Origin of the sequence: Streptomyces sp. NPDC127197, assembly GCF_042672405.1 — a bacterium.
Taxonomy (GTDB): domain Bacteria; phylum Actinomycetota; class Actinomycetes; order Streptomycetales; family Streptomycetaceae; genus Streptomyces; species Streptomyces flavusporus.
In genome coordinates this window covers 25,542-45,207 of record NZ_JBHXVG010000038.1, presented here as the reverse complement: position 1 = coordinate 45,207, position 19,666 = coordinate 25,542, and the positions used below count along the sequence as shown (strand labels likewise).

21 protein-coding genes are annotated in these 19,666 nt (G+C 64.9%); 9 read left to right on the top strand and 12 right to left on the bottom strand.

The window, feature by feature from the left end; all coding sequences use genetic code 11:
* Window positions 1-53: 53 nt before the first annotated feature.
* From ACFVJQ_RS36990 to ACFVJQ_RS36970, 5 genes are all read right to left on the bottom strand, one after another.
* The gene (locus ACFVJQ_RS36990; RefSeq protein ID WP_224733539.1) at window positions 54-353 is read right to left on the bottom strand and encodes a WXG100 family type VII secretion target; all 300 of its coding nucleotides are present in this window, start codon (window positions 351-353) and stop codon (window positions 54-56) included.
* Between the two features lie 95 nt (window positions 354-448).
* Window positions 449-796 (bottom strand): hypothetical protein, encoded by a 348-nt coding sequence (locus ACFVJQ_RS36985; protein ID WP_385272480.1) that lies wholly within the window; start codon window positions 794-796, stop codon window positions 449-451.
* Between the two features lie 136 nt (window positions 797-932).
* Entirely contained in the window at window positions 933-2,165 is a 1,233-nt protein-coding gene (locus tag ACFVJQ_RS36980; RefSeq protein WP_385790073.1) for a S8 family serine peptidase, read from the bottom strand.
* A 90-nt stretch (window positions 2,166-2,255) separates the two neighbouring features.
* A complete protein-coding gene (locus ACFVJQ_RS36975; protein ID WP_385790071.1) occupies window positions 2,256-4,034 on the bottom strand; it encodes a hypothetical protein in 1,779 nt (592 codons plus the stop codon).
* 2 nt (window positions 4,035-4,036) lie between these two features.
* Window positions 4,037-4,483, bottom strand: coding sequence for a hypothetical protein (locus ACFVJQ_RS36970; RefSeq protein WP_385790069.1), 447 nt, complete (start codon window positions 4,481-4,483; stop codon window positions 4,037-4,039).
* A gap of 458 nt (window positions 4,484-4,941) precedes the next feature.
* Here ACFVJQ_RS36970 and ACFVJQ_RS36965 point away from each other — a divergent pair, with 458 nt between their 5' ends.
* The 5 genes from ACFVJQ_RS36965 to ACFVJQ_RS36945 all read left to right on the top strand — a co-directional run bounded on the left by ACFVJQ_RS36965 (window position 4,942) and on the right by ACFVJQ_RS36945 (window position 10,087).
* Window positions 4,942-5,460, top strand: coding sequence for a hypothetical protein (locus ACFVJQ_RS36965; RefSeq protein WP_385790067.1), 519 nt, complete (start codon window positions 4,942-4,944; stop codon window positions 5,458-5,460).
* 105 nt (window positions 5,461-5,565) lie between these two features.
* Window positions 5,566-7,896: a hypothetical protein gene (locus tag ACFVJQ_RS36960; protein ID WP_385790065.1), complete on the top strand. Its 2,331-nt coding sequence runs from the start codon at window positions 5,566-5,568 to the stop codon at window positions 7,894-7,896.
* 82 nt (window positions 7,897-7,978) lie between these two features.
* Window positions 7,979-8,506: a hypothetical protein gene (locus ACFVJQ_RS36955; protein ID WP_385790063.1), complete on the top strand. Its 528-nt coding sequence runs from the start codon at window positions 7,979-7,981 to the stop codon at window positions 8,504-8,506.
* A gap of 93 nt (window positions 8,507-8,599) precedes the next feature.
* Window positions 8,600-9,250 (top strand): hypothetical protein, encoded by a 651-nt coding sequence (locus ACFVJQ_RS36950; protein ID WP_385790061.1) that lies wholly within the window; start codon window positions 8,600-8,602, stop codon window positions 9,248-9,250.
* 345 nt (window positions 9,251-9,595) lie between these two features.
* Entirely contained in the window at window positions 9,596-10,087 is a 492-nt protein-coding gene (locus ACFVJQ_RS36945; protein WP_385790059.1) for a hypothetical protein, read from the top strand.
* A gap of 121 nt (window positions 10,088-10,208) precedes the next feature.
* Here ACFVJQ_RS36945 and ACFVJQ_RS36940 read toward each other — a convergent pair whose 3' ends face one another.
* Genes ACFVJQ_RS36940 through ACFVJQ_RS36930 form a run of 3 tightly spaced genes read right to left on the bottom strand, consistent with a single transcriptional unit; the run spans window position 10,209 to window position 12,416 of the window.
* Window positions 10,209-10,751 carry a hypothetical protein gene (locus tag ACFVJQ_RS36940; RefSeq protein ID WP_385790057.1) on the bottom strand — a complete coding sequence of 181 codons (543 nt, stop codon included), beginning with the start codon at window positions 10,749-10,751 and terminating at the stop codon, window positions 10,209-10,211.
* Window positions 10,748-11,938, bottom strand: a complete 1,191-nt coding sequence (locus tag ACFVJQ_RS36935; protein WP_385790055.1) for a helix-turn-helix domain-containing protein — start codon at window positions 11,936-11,938, stop codon at window positions 10,748-10,750. The genes ACFVJQ_RS36940 and ACFVJQ_RS36935 overlap by 4 nt, the downstream gene beginning before the upstream one ends.
* A gap of 4 nt (window positions 11,939-11,942) precedes the next feature.
* Complete coding sequence (locus ACFVJQ_RS36930; protein ID WP_385790053.1) at window positions 11,943-12,416, bottom strand: ATP-binding protein; 474 nt, start codon at window positions 12,414-12,416, stop codon at window positions 11,943-11,945.
* Between the two features lie 239 nt (window positions 12,417-12,655).
* Between ACFVJQ_RS36930 and ACFVJQ_RS36925 the strand changes: the two genes are divergently transcribed.
* The 4 genes from ACFVJQ_RS36925 (at window position 12,656) to ACFVJQ_RS36910 (ending at window position 15,310) form a co-directional block, all read left to right on the top strand.
* Window positions 12,656-13,528: a helix-turn-helix domain-containing protein gene (locus tag ACFVJQ_RS36925; RefSeq protein WP_385790051.1), complete on the top strand. Its 873-nt coding sequence runs from the start codon at window positions 12,656-12,658 to the stop codon at window positions 13,526-13,528.
* Complete coding sequence (locus ACFVJQ_RS36920) at window positions 13,525-13,731, top strand: DUF397 domain-containing protein (RefSeq protein WP_385790049.1); 207 nt, start codon at window positions 13,525-13,527, stop codon at window positions 13,729-13,731. Before ACFVJQ_RS36925 ends, ACFVJQ_RS36920 begins: the two co-directional genes overlap by 4 nt.
* Before the next feature lie 226 nt (window positions 13,732-13,957).
* Complete coding sequence (locus ACFVJQ_RS36915) at window positions 13,958-14,614, top strand: hypothetical protein (RefSeq protein WP_385790047.1); 657 nt, start codon at window positions 13,958-13,960, stop codon at window positions 14,612-14,614.
* A gap of 183 nt (window positions 14,615-14,797) precedes the next feature.
* The gene (locus tag ACFVJQ_RS36910; protein WP_385790045.1) at window positions 14,798-15,310 is read left to right on the top strand and encodes a hypothetical protein; all 513 of its coding nucleotides are present in this window, start codon (window positions 14,798-14,800) and stop codon (window positions 15,308-15,310) included.
* 63 nt (window positions 15,311-15,373) lie between these two features.
* Here the strand turns inward: ACFVJQ_RS36910 and ACFVJQ_RS36905 are convergent, their stop codons facing one another.
* The 4 genes from ACFVJQ_RS36905 to mycP form a co-directional block, all read right to left on the bottom strand.
* Window positions 15,374-16,345: a hypothetical protein gene (locus tag ACFVJQ_RS36905; RefSeq protein WP_385790043.1), complete on the bottom strand. Its 972-nt coding sequence runs from the start codon at window positions 16,343-16,345 to the stop codon at window positions 15,374-15,376.
* Between the two features lie 128 nt (window positions 16,346-16,473).
* Entirely contained in the window at window positions 16,474-17,730 is a 1,257-nt protein-coding gene (locus ACFVJQ_RS36900; protein WP_385790041.1) for a hypothetical protein, read from the bottom strand.
* Window positions 17,731-17,764: 34 nt separating this feature from the next.
* A complete protein-coding gene (locus tag ACFVJQ_RS36895) occupies window positions 17,765-18,376 on the bottom strand; it encodes a hypothetical protein (protein WP_385790039.1) in 612 nt (203 codons plus the stop codon).
* Window positions 18,370-19,641, bottom strand: coding sequence for a type VII secretion-associated serine protease mycosin (gene mycP, locus ACFVJQ_RS36890; protein WP_385790037.1), 1,272 nt, complete (start codon window positions 19,639-19,641; stop codon window positions 18,370-18,372). The genes ACFVJQ_RS36895 and mycP overlap by 7 nt, the downstream gene beginning before the upstream one ends.
* Window positions 19,642-19,666 lie beyond the last annotated feature (25 nt).

The following is a 19,666-nucleotide window of genomic DNA, read 5'->3' as shown; positions in this document are numbered from 1 at the left end:
GGGCGTCTCCCGCGCACGCCCACCCCGGAACTGCTCTGCGAACTGACCGTGATCTACAGGAAGTAGCTGGCGGCCTTCTTGTCGCCTTCCATGTAGGTACCGCCGGACTGGCCGACGACGTGGCCAATGCCCATCAGGGCCTGGTGGATGTCGTTGGCTTCCTTGTCCCAGCGGCGCAGCTTCTCGCCGAACTGTCCCTGAGCCTGACCCGCCCAGTACTGCCGACTGTTCTCGACCATCTGCCGGAGCTCCTGCAGATCCTGCTCGAGCTGCTTCGCCTCGTTACCAATCGTGGTGGCCGCGAAGTCCAGCCCGTCATAAGTGACGGAAAGACCGTCATTGTTACGGCTCATGCCTGCCTACCTCGTCTCGCTCGCGTGTGCCGGTGATGTGCGGTGAACTACCGATGCCCGATGTCGTGAACCGATGTCCTCGGTTCCCGCGCGTCTCACATCGAGTTGAAAGCAGAAGGCTGAACCGTCGGAGCCCCGTCGTTGACGTTGATCCGGTTGACCGACGCGCGCACCTCGTCTTCCTTGCTGTCCTTGATGTTGCGCGCCGTGGTCATGGCTTCCATGACATCGCCGAGGATGACGCCGATGTTCTTCAGCGACTCGTTGATCTCGTACTGCTTCCGGTCGAACTCGGCACGACCGATACCGTGCCACTGACCCTCGAGGCCGTCGATGACGCCCTGAAGCCCGTGGACACGCTTCCGGATGTTCTCGTACTTCTCGTACATCTGCTTCTGCAGCTTGACTACTGCTGCATCTTCAAGTTTCTGGTCCGTAGCCATGACCGGCCTTCCCTTCCTCTGGCTGTTTTCTGGTCGATTGGTCCCGCGTCATCGCCTAACGGGGCGATGACACTGTGGAGGCCGTACCCAGTGACCCATGAGGCATCTGGCCACTCGGTTCGGGCGGCTGATCACGTCACCTCGCACGCCGTGTCCGCAGGACGGCCGCGCCGGCGCCCCCGATCACGATCACCGCGGCTGCGGCGCCCAGGGCGATCCACAGGGTGTTGCTGTCGTCGGCGGATTCCGCGCTTGATCCTGCCGCCGAGGTGCCGCCGGTCGAACCCTTTTCCGGTGCCTGTGAAGCAGCTGATGCAGAAGCGGACGCGGAGGGCGACGTCTTGTCGGCCTTCTCGTCCTTGTCCGCCGACTTGGCCAACAGATCTCCGCCGTTCACCTTCGCCAGCGGATCGACGTTCGGTGCGCCTGCGTCGTAGTTGGGGTTCTCCAGCACCAGGCGAGGGCGGATGAATCCATAGCCCGCGTACTTGCTCGGCTTGTCCTTCGGCCACGAGCGGCCAGCCGTGTCGATCAGGGCGCGGGTGACCTGGTTGACCGTCCAGTCGGGGTGGGCGGACCAGATCAGGGCGGCGGCGGCAGAGATGAGGGCGGTCGAGTGGCTCGTTCCGCTTGCATCACAGTACGCACGGAATGTCCCGTCGCACCACCGAGGGATCGCTACACCGGGCGCCACGAGGTCGGCAAAGCCCTGTGACGATTCTTCCGAGAACTTCGCTATGGTGAGCGTTGAGTCAGCTGCCGCAGCACCGACTACATAGGGGTAAGCAGCCGGCATATCGGGATGACCGTCGTTGCCTACGGCGGCAACGAGTAGCTTGCCCTTTGAAGCAGCGTATTTGACCGCTGCTTCGCCCTCCTCACTGGTCATGCCCCCGATGGACATGTTGATGATCTTGGCGTCGGTGTCAGCTGCCGCCTTCAGCGCCTCCCAGGACAAGGGCGTCTTCTCCTTCTCCGCCCCATCCTTGAGCCCTTCGAGCTGCACTCGATACGGGACGATCTTTGCGCCAGGCGCCAGTCCCTGGAGGCCCCCGCCCGCGCCCGTACCTGCAATCAATTCGGCCATGGTGGTGCCATGGCCCGAGTAGTCGTCAGTGGCACGGAAGCTGACCGCCTCGGGGACTTCGTCGACGAGGACTTGTCCTTTCAGCGAGGGTGTATTCGCGTTCACGCCACTGTCGATGACAGCGACCTTGACCCCCTCCCCTCTGCTGACCTTCCACATCTGCTCAACCTGCATCGGCCCCAGGTACCACTGCTTCGACTGGGCGTCAGCCGCAGCGGCATTCGGAGCCAGCCCCACACTCACGGCAGCCAGGGTGCCGACGATCGCGCTCACAGCACGCACTCGTCTACCGCACCATGTCGCGAGATGCGCAGCCCGCTCGGCTCGTCGGCTGATCCCTGACTTCATGGCGTTGTTAGTCCTCGCTAGCGCTCAGTTGACGACCGGCGGCACATCGCGCCGGGGCTTGTTGGGCAGGTGGGTCTCGTCACCTTCGACCAAGTTGTCCGGACGCGCTGCATCCTGCGCGTTTCTCTCGTCCCCAGGCTTGCCCTTGTTACCAGGCCCACGCACGAGGCCCGTGCCACCGCGCGTCATGCCATTCCGTTCCGCGTGGATGGCGGAATTGCGCCCAGTCGGGCTGCTACTCACAGGCTTAGACCCGCCCGTGGTGCCGCCTCGAGAAGCACCACCAGCGCCAGTACCGGGCCTTACGCTCGACTGAGGTGCTCCGAAGACGCCACGCTGTCCGGGGCCACCGGTCGACGGCCGGGGATTGGCCGTCGGACCAGCGCCGATCACCGTGCCACGAGGAATCCTCGGCCCTCCCTTCGCCGCAGTACCACCCGGGGTCGCAGGCCGCCCCCCGACCACACCGTTCGCACGACCCGCGCCAGTAGCCGGGCCGACGTTGGCTCGTGGTCCTGTCGTACCGCTGGCGAGGGGTGTGCCACCGGTCACGCCCCCCTGCCCCATCGGGAACGGCTTCGAACCGGAGCCGTTCCCCCTGGCAACCGGCTGGCCAGTCGCCGTGGGACGTCCCATCTGGCTCGTGCCACCCGGCCCCGTGGTGCGCCCCGTGATGGAGTTGGCCAAGCCGGGCTGAGTGCGGCCCTGAGCGGAGGCAGGGGTGCGAAGACCGCTCGTTCCGCCCGTAGTCCTGCCGGACGCACGATTCGGGATCTGAGGCCCGTAATTCTCAAGCACGCCGGGTTGGCCGCTCACCGTGGGTGGGGTTCCGGTGACTGGCGGCGTATGCCCCGTCGCGGGTGTGGTGGTGGGTGGCAGAGTGCCGACGCTGTTGATGTTCGTGCCGACAGGACTGTCGGGGTACGTGACCGTCCCCTTGGCGGATGTCGAAGGGGACGGTGCATCACCTGTGCCGTACGTTCCTGCACGCCCAGATGATTCAACCTGCGCATGATGACCTGTGCCTGCCACCGCGCCATCACCCGATGAGGCAGACCCGCCAGGACCAGAGCCTGGCAAACGTTCAGGCTCAGGCACCCCGACATTCGGCATCGGCTTGAACGTCGGAGGATTCTCCTGCAAGACCTGGAGCTGCTGACTTGAGACCGCATAGTAGGACGCCAACCGATTCATCTGGTTGATCGCCTCTTGGCGGTCCTTCTCCACCTTTACGGCAGCGTCGTAGTCTTCTTTGTTCGCAGCCTTCTCGGCGTCGGTGAAGCTCTCAGGACGCTTCCGGTTATTCGGGTCACGCGCCGGCATGGCTTTGCGTACCGACGCGAGCCCCACCGCGGCAGCGGTGATCTGATCGCCCGCCTTGCCGGCAAAGTCACTCAGGTCTTGCGTGCTCGTGACGAGTGAACCGCCCCACTCGCGGAATGCCGTGCCGGCCTGTCCGACCCAACGGACCTTGTTGATACGGCCGTCAAGCTCGTCCGCTGCCTCCTTGATGGCGTCGCGTGCATCCCACAGGGCCTTGCCGGACGATTCCAAGTCCTCGGCGTCCGTCTGCTCGACCAGGTCGATCATCTCGTTGAGGTCGAGGTTCTTCGCATCGAAGTCTGTACTGCCGAAGACGGCCTTCCCCGGTTTGGTGGACCCGACCACCGCTCGCAGAGGATCGCTCACCAGCCGCGTGAACAACCCGTTGCCATGCGAGTGCTCGACATTCCGGGCGATGTCGGCGAAGGAGTTCTGGTTGGAGACGCGCTCCAGGTCTGTCTTGTGCTGCTCGTCGGTCATCGTCAGGCCCCCATCCCGGACTTGCCCTCGCCGGCGTGCTGGCCGCTCTTCCTGTCCTGGATTTGGTCGATCTCCCACTGGATCGCCCAGAACCGCTGGCGCTGTTCCTCTTCCAGGTTGTCGAAGCCGATGGACGCGCCCTTGACCGCGATGCCGATCGCCTCGATCTGCAGATGCAGCGTCTTGGACAACGTGGTGAGCTGCTCGTGCACGCTGTTGTACTGGGCGTACAGGCTATGGGCTTCCGGAAAGACGTCGGCCCGCCCGTTACTCAGGGACGACGCCTTGATCGTCTGTGCGCCGACCTTCGATGGGTTACCGGCCGACTCCTCAAGGCCACGAAGTACCGCGTCCACCCGCGACACAAAGTCACTGAGCGCCTCACCGCTGGCCTCAAGGTCCGCCGCCCTGGCGGCGGACACGCCCCCCACCATGTCTGCCGGAAGCATGGTGCTCCCTCCCCGTTTCCCCGTACGCCGATGGGCTGAGGCCAACCGACCACTCGCCCCTACGATCGCAAAGCAAGTCGAGCCTCACATCGCAGTCACCACTGTAGTCACCCAGCGCATCCGCTCCAACTGAGGTGTGTGTTAATCCAGTTACAGTACCCCTGCACTTTGCCCTATTTGCCCCTTCGCTGCGAATCTCCATGAAACAGCAACGTGTTCGACGCCTCGACAGCCAGTCCGCACCTGCCACCCCACACCCTGCCCTGCCCAGTCGCTGCCCGCCTCCCCAGCTGGCCTCTCCTCCGAACTTTCACATCGGACAAAGCACACACAACAGCACTGCCTCTGATCTCCCCTGAACCGGGTTGCTAATTTGGCTGGCAACCGACACACCGGAACCGCGGCATCCACCTGACACGCGCTCCGGTGGCCAGAGCGACACGGGGGAAGGGTCACGCATGGCATGGGACGAGTGGGAGCAGCTCAAGGCCCAGGCGGCCGAACGGCAGTCCACGCAGATGCAGTTGAACCAGCTCGACCCCGGTGACGGCTCACCCGGCATTGCCGGGGGGCCCACCCACTACGGCCGCCTGGAAGTTCCGAACGCCTCACTGACCAAGATCAGCAAATCGGCGCACACCTTGTACAACGCGCTATGGGACAAGGCCCGCGTCGCCGTCCCCACCAGCGACTCCGCAGCCGGCGATCTGTCGAAGCAGGGCTTTGCGCTCGGGGCCGGGCTGCAGCACGTGTCGAACCGGTGGGAGGAGCAGCTCAAGTCCTTGATGGACGCCTGCGCGCACATCACGAACCACTTGCAAGTCAGCACGAAGATCCACGCCGGTGACGAGAACTACATCGTGCGGCAGATGAGCAGTATCGACGCACTGGACGTCGGCTTCGACGAACGGGTCGGTCACCCAGGCGAGAAGAATCCCATCTACGGGGAGAAGAGCGAGAAGAAGAAGGACGAGTAACTGCGGATGGGGCGGACGACGGCGAGCCCCGTCGTCACTGCCCGGACCGGCACAACCTCACCGACTCACTCAGCCACTGCTCGACACCTCTAGGGATAGAGACCGATGGACCTCGACACTCTGCGCAACGCCAACTTCAAGCTGCTCGACGATGCCGTCAAGGACTGGTCGACCCTGGTCGATGACCTCGAGACGTTGAAGAAGGACGCCCAGGACGAGTTGCGCCAAGCCGCCAACAAGGCGGACTGGGCTGGCGTGAACGCCCAGGTGACGAAGGAGTTCATCGGCAAGACGGCCGAAGAATTCACCGACGCGCACATTCAGGCGAGAACGATCCACAAAATTCTCGACGACACACGGAACGAGCTGAAGCTCTTTCACCAGCAGCTCGTTGACGCCATCGAGGGTGGCCGGAAGAACAACCTCACGGTCATCGGGTACGAGGGCGGATTCACCGTCACCTCGAACGTCCCGCCGGAGGGACGAGCCCAGCAGGACAAAAACAACCAGACCGAGATCACCACACTCCGCAACGAGCTGCAGAAGATCCTGGACAAGGCGACGGAGAGCGACAACTCGGCCAAGACCGTCCTCACTGCCATCGCCGATCAGAGCAAGCTCGGTTTCTCGGATGCCGACTACACCAGCCGGGACGCCGCGGCCGAGGCCATCAAGCAGGCCGACGAGCTTGCGAAGTTGGCGCGGAAGAACCCCGAGGACCTCACCGTCAAGGAGTTCGACCGGCTCAATGCCGGGCTCAAGAAATACGGCAACGACGATCTGTTCGCCGAACGGTTCGCCACGACTCTCGGGCCGCAGAAGACGCTGGAATTCTGGACTGGGATCAACGACCCGCATAGGGGCAACTACGAGCTGGGGCAGAAGCGCCTGGACCAGTTCGACGACCTGCAGCGCAGCCTGGGGACGACACTGGCCAACGCCACCCAGAGCGACTCGGTCGCGATGACCGAGTGGAAGCGCACGATGATCGACACTGGCGACAAGCCGCTTTACGGCAACCAGGGCGGCCCCATGGGCTTCCAGGTCATGAGTAACCTGATGAGGACCGGTGACTACGACGACCAGTTCCTCAAGGACTACGGAAACAAACTCATGGCCACCGAGCGCAAGCTCACCGGCAATGGAGAGCACGCCAACATGGCGTGGCAGCACATGGGGATGGACCCGTGGCTGAACCGGATCGGAGAGGACAGTGGATCCGACCCGCTGACCGGCTATCTGAAGGGCCTTTCCAACAGCCCTGACGCGGCAACCGACTTCTTCAACCAGGAGTTCATCTCCAGGAACGACCCGGACAACCCCTTCGAGCGGGACAAGGACGGCGACGAGAAGGAGGGCAAGGTCACGCTGTCCAACTTCCAGTACCTGTTCGAGGAGCGGGAGTGGCCTCAGGAGACCGACTCCAAGGGGGACGACCTTCACACGGGGAAGAACAACCTGGCGTTGGCGCTGGAAGCAGCCACAACCGGGCATCCAGCTGGTGAACGACCCACCGCGGATACCCCTGCTCACAATGAGGGGCAGACCAAGCTCTTCGAGAGCATTGTGGCCTCCATCGCGGATGACAATACGCGCCTTACCGACAACAGCTACATGTCAGACAGCATGGGGCAGATCGCCTCGGAGTACCTGCCCGATATCGACCGCGCGACTACAGAAGTGGACCCGCATCCGGACAAGAATGACAGGGATGCGCAGGAGGCCTGGGATCGAGTTCAGAAGCTTTACCCCGTTTTCGGCTCGTCTGCCGAGCTGGAACACAGCGAGGTTTCACGTTTCCTCTTCGCTGTCGGACAGAACCCGGAAGGGTACGCAGCTGTCGAGGTTGGCCAGACGAAGTACATGGCCGATTTGATGGAGTACCACCTAAATCCAGACCTGCCCGAGAGCCAGCGCCCCCATCACGATACGGAGCTCACGGTTCGATCCATCGCCCGCCACTCGGGTGACGTATCAGGGGTCCTGGCCATGGGCCGCAACGAGGCTGTCGCATCCGAAGCCGTAAAGTCGGACGAGGAGTACGACCACTCGATGGCCCAGTGGAAGAACATCGCATCGGGCACTATCGGCACCGGCGTTGGCATCGGTACGTCTTTCATTGCCACTCCTGCCGTAGGAGCAGGTGTCGCTGGTGTCACCGGCACCGTTACAAGCGTAGTCCTAGAGGAATTGTTCAAGGATGTAGAGGGCAGCGCCAAGGACAACGCAGGTCCCAAGATCGGTGAGGACTGGCAGAACGGCCGCGAGGCCAACATGGAGTACACCCGACGAGCTGCGTCGGAAGCCGCCAGGCTGTACCACCTCGAGCATTCTGGGGATGTCGCGGCGTGGGCCGAGGATGAGTCCTCCAAGGCGTTCCTAGATGCTGGAGGCTACATGAGGCAGATTGCACCAGAACTGGTGACGGACATCTGACACAGGAATCGGCGTTATTGGGACTCTTCTATCCTGAGTAGCGCCAAGAACCTGTGCCCGAGACGAACGAGAGGCTCTCCAGGTGATGGCACGACGAGTCGCGGAAGCATCAGCGCTCCTTGCCGTATTCAGCATGCTCGTCGGCTGCTCAGGGTCTGGCGAGAAGAAGGAGTTCCAGGTACCCAACGCTCTGTGCGGCGTCGCAGTGGACCGCAATGTTGTCTCTGAACTTCTGCCACCTGGAAAGCAGATCGAAGTCGAGGAGAAGCACCCAGTGCACCGCAGGACCGAGTGCCAGGTGAACGTCGACGGCAAAGCTGCCCTCATCGCCAGCCAGGAGTGGTGGGAAGACAGTGACAGCATTGTCGACGTTGCTGCCTCCGTCCCTCAATTGGAATCGGCCAAGCTTACGGATGAGAGCAACACGTACATCCACTCTGGCACCGGCGCGGTAATGAAGACCAAGGACTGCGCCAGCCCGGATCATCCCGATCACACTATGTACACGGCACTGGAGGTCCACGCAGATGGCGTGGACAACGCGGACGCCACGAAAAGGCTGATCACGGCCTATACGCAGGCTATCGAAGACTCCGACACGTGCCGCTGACGCAAGGACAAGTCGGCTTACGGGTGCCGAGCCGACAGGCGGAAGATCGTCGGACCAAATGCGTTCTTTGATGGGCCAGGAAGGAACCGTTCCGTGATTGGAAAAGCCCGTCGGGTGATCCGACACACTGCCGCATCCTGTGCGGCCCTTGTGCTCCTGGCTGGCTGCGGCGGAAATGCAGGAGAGGCCAAAACTCTCGACGCCCAGCAGAACAGAGCCACACTGCCTGATGCGAAGGTCGCCCCCGGATGGAAGGTCACGATCGACCCCGTCGCTTACCCACTAGGGAAGGCAAAGGAATTCGGTGTAGCCCGGTGTTACGAGGGACCGGAGGAATGCTCGAAGGTCCAATTTGTCGGAGTCTCAGGTCTCCATGACCACAACAAGCCCACGGTTGACTTCACTCTACTGACGTACCCGGACTCGGCTGCCGCACAATCGGCCTATGAGCCCGTCTGGAAGGCCTGGAGCAGTCGAATCCCTGAGGCTCGTGCGCTGAATCTTGGAGAGATCGGAGACCAGAACGATGCCGTGAGCGGCTTGAGTGCATCGCTCGAGAAGGGGTCGCAGGGTCTGATCTCTCAGGTACGTGTCGAGAGCGTCATCATGTTGACTACGGGCAGAGCCGGCTCCGGCATTGAGATGCAAAACACGCTCAAGAAATTCGTCACTGTCTTCGCAGAGCGCGCCGAACAGGCACTGCAAGGCAAGACGCCTTCGTTCACCTTGGATGACGTCGCGTAACGGGTCAGATCAGCATTCCTTTCCGCCTGAAAGTCGCGAGCGAACCAAGCTTTTCGAGAGCATTGTTGTCTCTATCCCGGATGACAACACGTGTCTCGCTGACAACGGTGACAGGGCAGCATCGGAGGCCGCCAGGGCTTATGGCCCAGCTCACCCGGTTGACGCGGCCACCTGGACCGAGACCGACGCTTCCCAGGGATTCCTGAACGCCGGAGATTACATAGAACAGGTAGCGTAGGGGATCGTGACAGGAATCTGAATCAACGACTGGGGCTATTCGCCTGCAGTCACCCTACGCCCAAGGGATTTCAATTGTTTACTCGGCGGATCACGGATGCGTCAGTAATGCTAGTGGCGGGCGGCTTGCTCGTCGGCTGTTCAGGATCTACCGAAAAGAAGGAGTATGACATCCCCAAATCCCTGTGCGGCATCTCGGTGGAACGAGATCTGATCTCAGTTTTCCTTCCCTCAGGAAAGGAAATTGACGTCCAGGAAAAGAATCCAGTACCCAGCAGGAAGCGCTGCCAGGTGAACGTGGATGGCAAATTGGTGCTCATCGCGAGCCAAGAGTGGTGGCCAAGGGAAAAACAAATCAGCGAGGTGGCCGACGCCCATCCCCAGCTCAAGTCGGCTGAACTGCCGGAGGACGGCACCTACATCTATTCGAGCACTGGAGCAATGGGACAGGTAAAGTCTTGCGCCAACCAGGATCACCCCGAGCACACTCTGTACACCGCCATGCAGGTCTACGCATCGGACCAAGCCGAGGACTCCGCCATGAAGGAGCTCATCATGGCGTACACCAAGGCCGTTGAGAACTCGGATGAATGCCAGTGAAGTCAACGGGTCCTAGGGCGGCAAAGCAACGTCATCGGCTGTGAATGACGGATGAAGTGCATCGGAGATAACCGTCGTGATGTCAGCGGTGCCGCTGGCGCTCTATCAGGCCCTTGTCCGGTTAACGCATGAGATCTTCAGGGCACGTCGAAACACAGTGCAAGTGGCGCCCGCCCTCCTGCATTCGACCAAGGAGGTCGTGCCCTTCCACAGCGCTGATCAATCCATCCACAACGGCCTCGTTCATCAGATCGAAGGTCTCCTTCGTGGTGATGCTGCGACGGCGCGCGAACGCGCCGGCCGACCGGTCGTCGGTGATCCAGACGGAGTCGCGGAACTCGGTCCGCATGGTGATCAGTACGCAGGTCTCGGCTTCGCCGAGGTGCTTCGTCGGTGCGGACGCGGGCCCGTTGAAGACAGCTCGACGTACGCGGTCGACCTCGGCCAGCTCCTGGGACTCGGTGATCTTGATGGGTTCGCCCAACCAGCCCGCTTCCTCGAGACCTCGCATCGGTGGAAGGTATCTGGCGGACTGCTTGGCCTCGTAGGCCACGGCCTCGGTCCAGCGTCCGCGGCCGTCCAGCACTTTTTCGAGGAGCGGTAAGCGATCGACGGCGGCGAAGTTGCAGAGGACCGTGTTGTCCGGGAACCAGCAGATTCTCATGGCTGAAAGACCAGGTCTCCCTCTTCCGCCTCACCGCTTGTCGGTTCCGGAACCTCGGGCTGCGTCGGGTCGAGGATGTCGTGCAGCTCGTCCACGTCCCTTCGCAAGAGGGCCGCGAGGGGCCGGAGGGTAGTCTCCCCGTCGGCGTAGCACTTGTACAGAGCCGATACGACGCGCACGGGGAATCGCCCGGCGGCGGCCCAGGCGAGCTGCCGTTGGAAGGCGTCTGTCGCTCCGGCGAGCAGGTGGCAGATCTGTGTGGTGAGGCCGCGGTAGTGCTGTGCCGACTGCGCATCGATCAGGCGGAGTTGGCTCAGACGTGCGGCCAGGGCACTTGGTGAAACCTTGAAGCCGACGACGAGCGCGGAGAATGCGTCGTCGCTGAGTTTGCCGTGTCTGTCGGCCAATTGCTGGAAGCGGTACCTGACTTCCGGCTCGGGCATCAGCAGATTCGAGGCGAATACGTTCGCCCGCACCTCTGTCAGATCCTTCTGGCGCCCCGGCGTGACATCGGACTCGACCACAGGTTCCTGAGCGTCCCCGGCCAGGATGTGGCCAAGTTCGTGCGCCAAGGTGAACCTCTGCCGGGTCCAGATCTCCGTGGGCTTGATGAGGACGAGACGGAAGGTGTCCGTGTGCCACGCGAGTCCGTCGACGCCGTCGGGCAGCTGCGTGATCGCGATGTCCACGCCGAAGCTCTCGGAGCACCTGGTGATCAGGGCGTCGGTTTCGAGATCGGCTACGGTCCAGGGGGCGTCCGTCGGCTTGAGGGATGCGGCAGCATCCTGAGCCAGCTTCTCCCCTTGATCGACGCAACGCGCGAGATCCGTACGCACAGTGGGCAGCGGGGGTAGCTTCGGCAATCGCCCCAGCAGCTCCAGCACCTCGTACGCCGCGGTGAACCGGCTCGCGATATCACCCACGTGCTCCCGTCCGGGAACCGTTGCGTCCGCCGTCCGCGCGGCCAACGAGGGGGGCGACGGCTCACGCCCCGTGAGCAGCCAGTCCACCGTCCTGCCGCCGGCCTCGGCGATCAACGCGAGATCGAGCGAGGTGAAGCGGCGCACGCCCTTGAGCGATTTCGACAGCTTGTCGGGCGTGAGCCCCACCTTCTCGGCGAACGCAGCCTGACTCATTGAGGCTGCTTCCATGACCCTGCGCACACGGTCGATCACAGTCTCATCCATACACTCACAGTAACCGGAGCTTGCGAAAATCGCAACGCTTTGGCGAGGAGGCACCGGAACACGCAGGCAGGACTGCCGCGGCACATCTCGGCATGTCGAATTCCGCCCAGATGCACTTGCCCGGGGCGGCCTCGCGGGGAGTCACACCCCAACGGTCCGCGAGGCTCGCGACCAGGATCAGGCCGCGACCGGACTCGGCGTCCGAGGCCGGCGGACTCGGCGCGACCGGGTCGGGGACGCGCTCGCCGCGGGTGTCGGCGACCTCGACACGGAGGACGTACGGCGTGGCCGTCAGCCGGAGATGAAAGTCGCGGCCGGGGACGTGCCCGTGGCGGATGGCGTTGGCAGCGAGTTCGGCGGCGACGAGAGTGACGGCCTCGTTGGCGTCGGAGTCGTATGGGTGACCCCACTGAGCGAGCCTGTGCGCGACGAGTCGGCGGGCGAGTCGCGCGCCCCGTGGGGTGGATGTGAAGCACATCGCGAACTCCGTTGGATGCAGGCAGCTTTGCGGCGGGTGCTCTTCGGAGTGAGTTGCCTGATTCATGACGCATACGGTCTCGCCGTGTGCGTAGCGTTGACCAGGCGTAACGCTATGACACGGGCGGGCCGTACGCGGCACGGCCGGCGTTGTACGCGGCTTGGGGCGTGACCGGTTCCGGGCCGCCGCGTTGGCGCGGGCAGGCGGGGTGCGACGACGGTGTAAGGGGTGGCAGGGCTTTGGAGGAGCGGGAGCGGGCCGCGGAGGGCGAGGCAGTCTCGGATGCGGGTGCGGGTGCGTTGCCCGATGCCGAGTTCGGAGTGGCGCTTCTGCATGTATTCGGGCAGCAGTTGAAGTTGTGCCGGGTGCGGGCGGGGATGGACCGGGCTCGGTTCGGATCATTGACGGGCTATTCGGCGTCGACGATCGCGTCGTTCGAGCAGGGGCGGCGCATTCCGCCGCCGAAGTTCATCGACCGGGCGGACGAAGTCCTGGATGCTGGCGGCGTGTTGAAGGCAGGGAAGGAGGTGGTGGCACAGGCGCAGTATCCGGCGTTCTTTCGGAGTGCGGCTCGGCTGGAGGCGGAGGCGGTTGAGTTGTGCGTGTACGACACGTACATCGTCAACGGATTGCTGCAGACCGAGGAGTACACCCGCGCGGTTCTGAGCATGCGACGCCCGCTGCTGGACCAGGACACGATCGAGCAACGTGCCGCCGCCCGAGTGGCCCGGCAAGAGATCTTCAACAGGTGGCCGGCACCCCTGCTCAGCTTCGTCATGGAGGAGACGGTGGTGAAGCGGCGCCTTGGGGGTCGAGCCGTACAACGCGGACAGCTCGAACAGATTCTGCTGATCGGCCAGAAGCGCAACGTCGAGATCCAGATCATGCCGCTCGACCGCGAGGACAACGCGGGTGTGGACGGCCCGTTTACCCTGCTGACCCGGCAGGGGGGCGACCAGTTCGGATACATGGAAGCGCAGGGCAAGAGCACACTGGTGACGGACCGAAACGAGGTCCGTGCGCTCGCGGCGCGCTATGGGATCATCCGAGCGCAGGCCCTCACCCCACGTGAGTCGCTGGCCTACATCGAGAAGTTGTTGGAGGAGCTATGAACGCCGAACCGACCACGCGTACCGTCGATGAACTGGCGTGGGTCAAGAGCAGCTACAGCGGCGCCGAAGGTGGCCAGTGCGTCGAGGTCGCGCCCCGCTCCAGCACCGTGCATGTCCGCGACTCGAAGGACAGGACGCGGAAGGTCCTGTCCGTCTCCTCTCAGGGGTGGGCCGCCTTCATACGGTTCACCGTGCAAAACTGATAGACTGAGGTCCCTTCTCACCAAGATCACCTAAGGGCAGCGGCGCTGGATGCGCAACCGTCCCGCACACGCCCCCTCCAACATGCCCGGAGCACCGCTGCCCCAGTACGCCCTCCATCACGACCCTGACTACCCCTAACTGCTGGCCGACGCCCGCGAGAAGGCACAGGGCTGGACTGGCGACATCGCCAAGGCGGTCAAGGCCGTCGATGAGGCCGACCAGAGCGTGAAACGGGCGCTGGCCCGCGCGACGAGCGATGTTTCGACGGACGGTATCGGGATCGGCGGGTTCAACGCCTCGGCTGTGGGTGACCTGGCGAAGGCCGGTAAGCCGGATCCCAAGGCCACCACGAAGACCGACGGGTGGGTCTCCGAAGGTGAGAGCGAGGCCTCCGGCCCCGGCGTCGGGACATCGGTCACCGGGCCCGACACCGGGGCCGGCAAGCTGGGCGAGGCCAAGGCGCATGCTGACCTCGGCCGCGCCAGCGCGGAGGGCTCGCTCACCAACGGGCCGATGAAGCTCGCCGGGGAGGCCGAAGCCTACGCGGGGGCCGGTCTCGATGGTGTGCAGTTGGGCGGTGAGGCGTTCGCTGGTGCGAGGGCGGGCGTCTCCGGAGGTGTGGACATCGGGGGAATCGGAGTGGGCGCCACAGCCGAGAGATGGGCCGGTCCTGGCGTGGAAGCGACCCTGAACTTCAGCAAGGACGCCAACGGCACATGGCACTGGGCCCCCAAAGTGGGCGTCTCCCCCATCCTCGGTGGCGCCGTCGGCTTCGAGGTCACCGTCGACCCAGGGAAGATCGCCGACACCGCGGGCTCCGCGGCCGACGCCGTGGGGGACGCAGCCGAGTGGGTCGCCGATGGGGTCGGCAGCCTGTTCTGATGCACGTCCCCGCAGATGCACTGCCGTAGTAAAGGATGGCCCGAGATGCCCACGGCCCTGCCCGTACCGATCCAGTTCGAACTGCCGGAAGGCTGGCGCGCCGCACCACCGGATGAGGCCGGCGCACCGGGTGCCGCGTTCGTCGCGCGGCACCCGCACCCGGATGCCGGATAGGTTGACCTCATGGGCCTCTTCGACAAGCTGACCGGAACCAAGCACCCCGACGACGGTGTCGCGCCGCGCTTGGCCGAGGAGGTGCGGGCAGCCCTGCTCGGCGTCAACCGACCCGATGTCCCGTACATCATCCGCAACGGCGCCGCGGAGGGCGCCGACCTGATGGCGGAGTGGCGGATGGCGGAGCCCGCCTGGCAGGCCATCTTCGCCCAGTCCCAACTGACTCGCGCCGTCCGGATCCGGATGCGCCTGGTCCCGGAGAACCATGAGGTGCGCGCCCTCGAGGAATCGTGGGAGGTCACCCGGGTCGGGAATCCGCCGAGGCTCAAGATTTCAGGGGCGTACTCGCGTGGACCCGACAGGACCGTCTCCCGCCACTACACGATCGAACGCGGGGAGAACGGCGGCCTCGAAGCGACGGAGACTTTCCGCTTCAACGGTGCGGACCTGCGTAACCCCCTGCAGGACGCCGTCCTCAAGTCGGGCTGGACCTGGCGCAGCGTGATCTTCGGCAAGCTGTGAGGCCGACGGGATCCCGACTCGCCGCCGCCTTGGCACTCGGCTTCCCCAACCGTCTGCCCGGAGTCACGGAGTCGTAGGCGCCAAGCAGCCATGCGCCTTCGAAGAGCGTTCGGCGAAGGTTCGGAGGACGGTTCTCGCATACTCGCGCTCCGCTTCCGTTGCCCGTTGTCCGTCAGTGTCCCGTGTGCGGGACACGATGAAGACCGCCCGCTCCGCGTCGGCCGGGCACGCGGCGGACCCCCAGTAGGATCCGTCTCCCGGAAGTCGCCCCTTGGGTGCGTCGGCGGGTGTGGGGTCCGAGGTGTACCGGAGCTCTTCCTTGTAGCCGGCCTTCAGTTGAGCCGCGTACGCGCCGAAGTAAGCCACCAGGGAGTAGCGGTGGTTGCCCACGCCGTCGTCGCCCAGGCGGCATTTCTCAAGGGGGGCTCTGTCGCGGGCGGTCTCCCAGGCCGTCGTGACGCCGGAGGTCGGGCGGATGCCTAGGCACGTGCCGGAAGCGCCTGACAGGGGCTCGAACTCCTCTTCCGTCACCGGGAGTCCGACCGTGCGGACCCGGCGCTGGCCCAGGTGGGTCACGCAGCCGTACGCCTTGGCCGCCTTCGCTGCCGTACCTGTGGCAATGCGTATGTAGGCGGGGCGGTTGGCTGGGTCGTCAAGGGTCGTGTCGAGTTCCGTCTCGACCGTCACCGCCAGACCCTTGACCGGCTTGCCCGCCGACGTTTTCGAGCTGCCCTCGCCGCAGGTCAGGAGCAGTGTGGTTGTTGCCTCACCGTCATTGATGGGTGCGGTGTCCGCGGCGAAGAGGCCCAACCAGCCATTTCCGATCGGTACGGGGAGCATGTCATTGGCAGGGACCCCGGCAAAGGAAACGGAGAGCCGGCTGTACACGCCGATCCACGTCGTGTCGACGATGCTCACCTTCGTACTGCCCCCGCCGTCGGTGCTCGCACTCACCTCGCAGGTGTCGATTCCGTCGCTGGATCTGCTCTCCACATCCAGGCGGTCGTCACCCAGTACCGCACGGACGTCGTCCACGGGCAGCATGCCTCCGCAGGCGCCGCCCAGTTCACGGTCGTTCATGCCGTACAGCCAGACCGACCCGCCCAGGACCACCAGCACTCCCGCCGTCGCGAGTGCCGTATTGCGGATGATCCGCTTTCGTCTCACCTCCACTGCTCCACCTCCCCGAGCAGCTTCGTGCCGTGGCAGTCCTGTGCCTTCGGCCATCCGTCGGGGGCGTTCAAGTAACTGATCATCAGTTTCTTTGCGGAACCCGAGAGTTCGGCACGCTGGGAGCGGGTCAGATCAATCCCGCCGTACTCGAGGTCCACGGAGTGCTCGTCGAGGTTCGGACGCACCGAGACCCGGTGGTACGTCGTGCCGCCCGCGCACTCCGAGCGGGCCCACAGGGCGAGTTCCGCGTCGTCGTCCCTGATGGTGTCTGGCCCGTCGTCGAAGCCGGGGTACTCGCCGTCCCGCTCGTAGTCGCGGTACGCGCTGCGCCCCAGCTCACCCACCCAGCTGGTGGCGTCGAGAGTGACAGGCTCCAGGTCGGCTGGCTGCGGGTCGGTGTAGTCGCCGTATTCGTCGGCCCGGCGATCGGCCCGGCACACGCTCAGCAGGCGGGACTGTTGGAGATCGCCTGTCGTGGTCCAGGTGCCCCGCACGGGTGCCGATCCCTTGGCCGACATCCATCCGCATTTCTTGGCGCCCCGGCCCGGCTCGTCGACGCGGATGCCGTCGTAGTCCCCCTCGTCGACCGAACCGCCGTTCGCGTCGTGTTCCTCGTAGGTGTCGATCACCCGGGTGGGGAGATTCAACGCGGTGCCGGACGGCGTGGATGTGGTTCCGCAGTGTTGCCGTTCCGCTATGGCGTTGGCGACATGTACGGCGATGCGGAACTCCGTGCGGACGGGCACCTTGTCCATTCCCACGGAGACGTACATCTGTGACGCCGGGCGCGCGCGCCCGGGCAGGCCCTTCGGGCACTCCGCGACGATCCAGGGCCTGCCCTTGTCGTCACTTTCGCGGCCTGTGACGCCGGGAGCTTCGTAGCCCGGCGCCAGGAGGTCCTCTGTCTTCATTTCGTACGGAAGATGGTTGACGAGCGTCGCGGCCTCGACGTGCACACCACCGCGCTCCTCCCAGTCCAGGGTGCAGTTCAGCAGCGAGCGACTCTCCTGACCGGGTTGCAGCAGGGTGCCGTACTGGTCGAGCGTTCCTCGTACGTCGTCCGGTACGTGGTCGCGGAGTTCGTCGTACGGCAGCAGGCCTCCGCAGGCCTTCTTCAACTGGGCCCTGTTGGCGGCGAGATGGCCGCCCTCGTCGCCCGGCATCAGCGTCACGCCAGCCGCCGCGAGCAGGCCCAGCGCCAGGACCCCGGCCAGGGGAAGCCGCAGCCTCTTCGGTATCCGTTCCATCGCTCCCGTTCCCCCCGTCCCTCGGCGGCGGAGATCAGCACTCCCCCACACGGCTCGACACCGCGAACGTGTACTTCGGCTCCTTCACCACCGCCGCGTCGCCCGAGAGTCCAGGTGCCACCGTCTCGATGTAACCCTCGTGTGTGCGCTTGACGTGCATGCAGAAGGACACCCCCGCCCCACTGGCCGTGATCCGGTAGTAGGCCTCGTCGGACGTCGTCTGGCCGGTAACCGCCGCTTCCACGCCAAACTGGGGGGCGTCGCCGCCACCGTGCTCGACGACCTCGTCCTCGATGTTCGTGGCGTATTCGCCCTCGAAGTCGGCAGGGACGTCGCCCTCCAGCGAGCTGCCGTAGGTGAAGCTGCCGTCCAGGGCCTCCGTGGCGCCCCTTACCGCGCTTGTCAGCTCGTTGTCGCTCCACTTCGAGTCGTCCTCGACTGTCAGGCCTTGGATTCCCGCGACGACGCCGCCCACCGCGACGCCAACCAGGATGATGCGAGCGACGACGAACGCCGCATCAGGGACCTCGGGCGCGGACGGATTGAGCGACTCTCGCCATGCGCGGACTCGGTCCGCCTTCACGCAGGCCATGGCGACCAGCACCGCGGACAGGACGAAAAGGATTACCGACAGTTTTGTCAGCATGCCGTGTCTCCTATGCCTCGCCGACGCCGCCGCGCATCCCGTATCGCCACCGCCGTACCCCCGAGGCCGGCCACCAGCACCAGGCCCCCCACGACCACGTACGTGCCCAGCCGCGTGTTCCGCTCCTCCGGTGTCTCGCCGAAGTGCACCGGTGCAACCGACGGTGCCTCGCCCCTCGCGACGCCGTTCTCGGGTCTGGGGGACTCCACCGGGTTCGCCGGGTCCACGTCCGTCAGGGCCCTGACCGGGTCGACCACGCCCCAGCCGACCAGGCGGTCGTGGCCGGGGATGGAGCGTTCCGCGGTCTGTTGGATCTGGGCGACGATCTGCTGGGCGGTCCACTTGGGGTACTTGACCTTCAGCAGGGCGGCGACGCCGGCTACGTACGGGGCCGAGAAGCTGGTGCCGTTGTCGGAGCAGTGGCCGTTGCCGGGGACCGTGGAGATCATGTCGACTCCGGGAGCGGCCACGCCCACGAATTCGCCTGACTGGGAGAACGCCGCTCGCTCGTTGTTGCGGTCGGAGGACGCCACCGCGAGGACGCCCTCGTACGACGCCGGGTACGTGACCTTGACGTTGCCGCCGAGGCCGTCGTTGCCCGCGGAAGCCACGACGACCACTTGCTGGGCCAGGGCGTAGTCGACGGCGTCCTTCAGGCGCGAGGTGGGTTCGACGGCGTTGGCCGTGTCCTGGGAGATGTTGATGACGTCGGCGCCCGCCTGGACCGCGTAGCGGATCGAGTCCGCGAGGGTGTCCGCCGTTCCGTTTCCCTCCGCGTCGTTCTGCTTGATCGGGATGATCGTGGCGTCCGGAGCCAGGCCCACGAAGCCCGTTCCCTTGGCGGGGCGGGCCGCGATGATGCCGGCTACGCGCGTGCCGTGGCCGACCGTGTCCGTGGTGCCCTGCTCGTTGCCGCGTTCGATCTTCTCGCCCTTGGCGTTCTTCGGGGGCAGGAGATTCTTGCCCTTGGACGCGTCGACGGCCGGCTTCAGCTGCGGGTTCTTGACGTCGACCCCGGTGTCGATCACGGCGACCTGGACGCCCTTGCCCTTCGACTGCGCCCACAGTTCGTCGAGGTTGACGCGCTGCAGTGCCCAGGGCAGGCCCTCGTACTGCTTGGACGGGAAGGTGCACTGGCCGCCGTCGTCCGCCTGTGCTGCGGGGGCCGGGAGGACGAGCAGTGTCGTCGCCGTGAGGGTGGTTGTGGCGAGGAGGGCCGCCACGGCCGTACGGCCCTTGGGCCTCATGTCGCCTGCCTTCAGCATGAGTTCGCTCTCCTACGTGACCCGT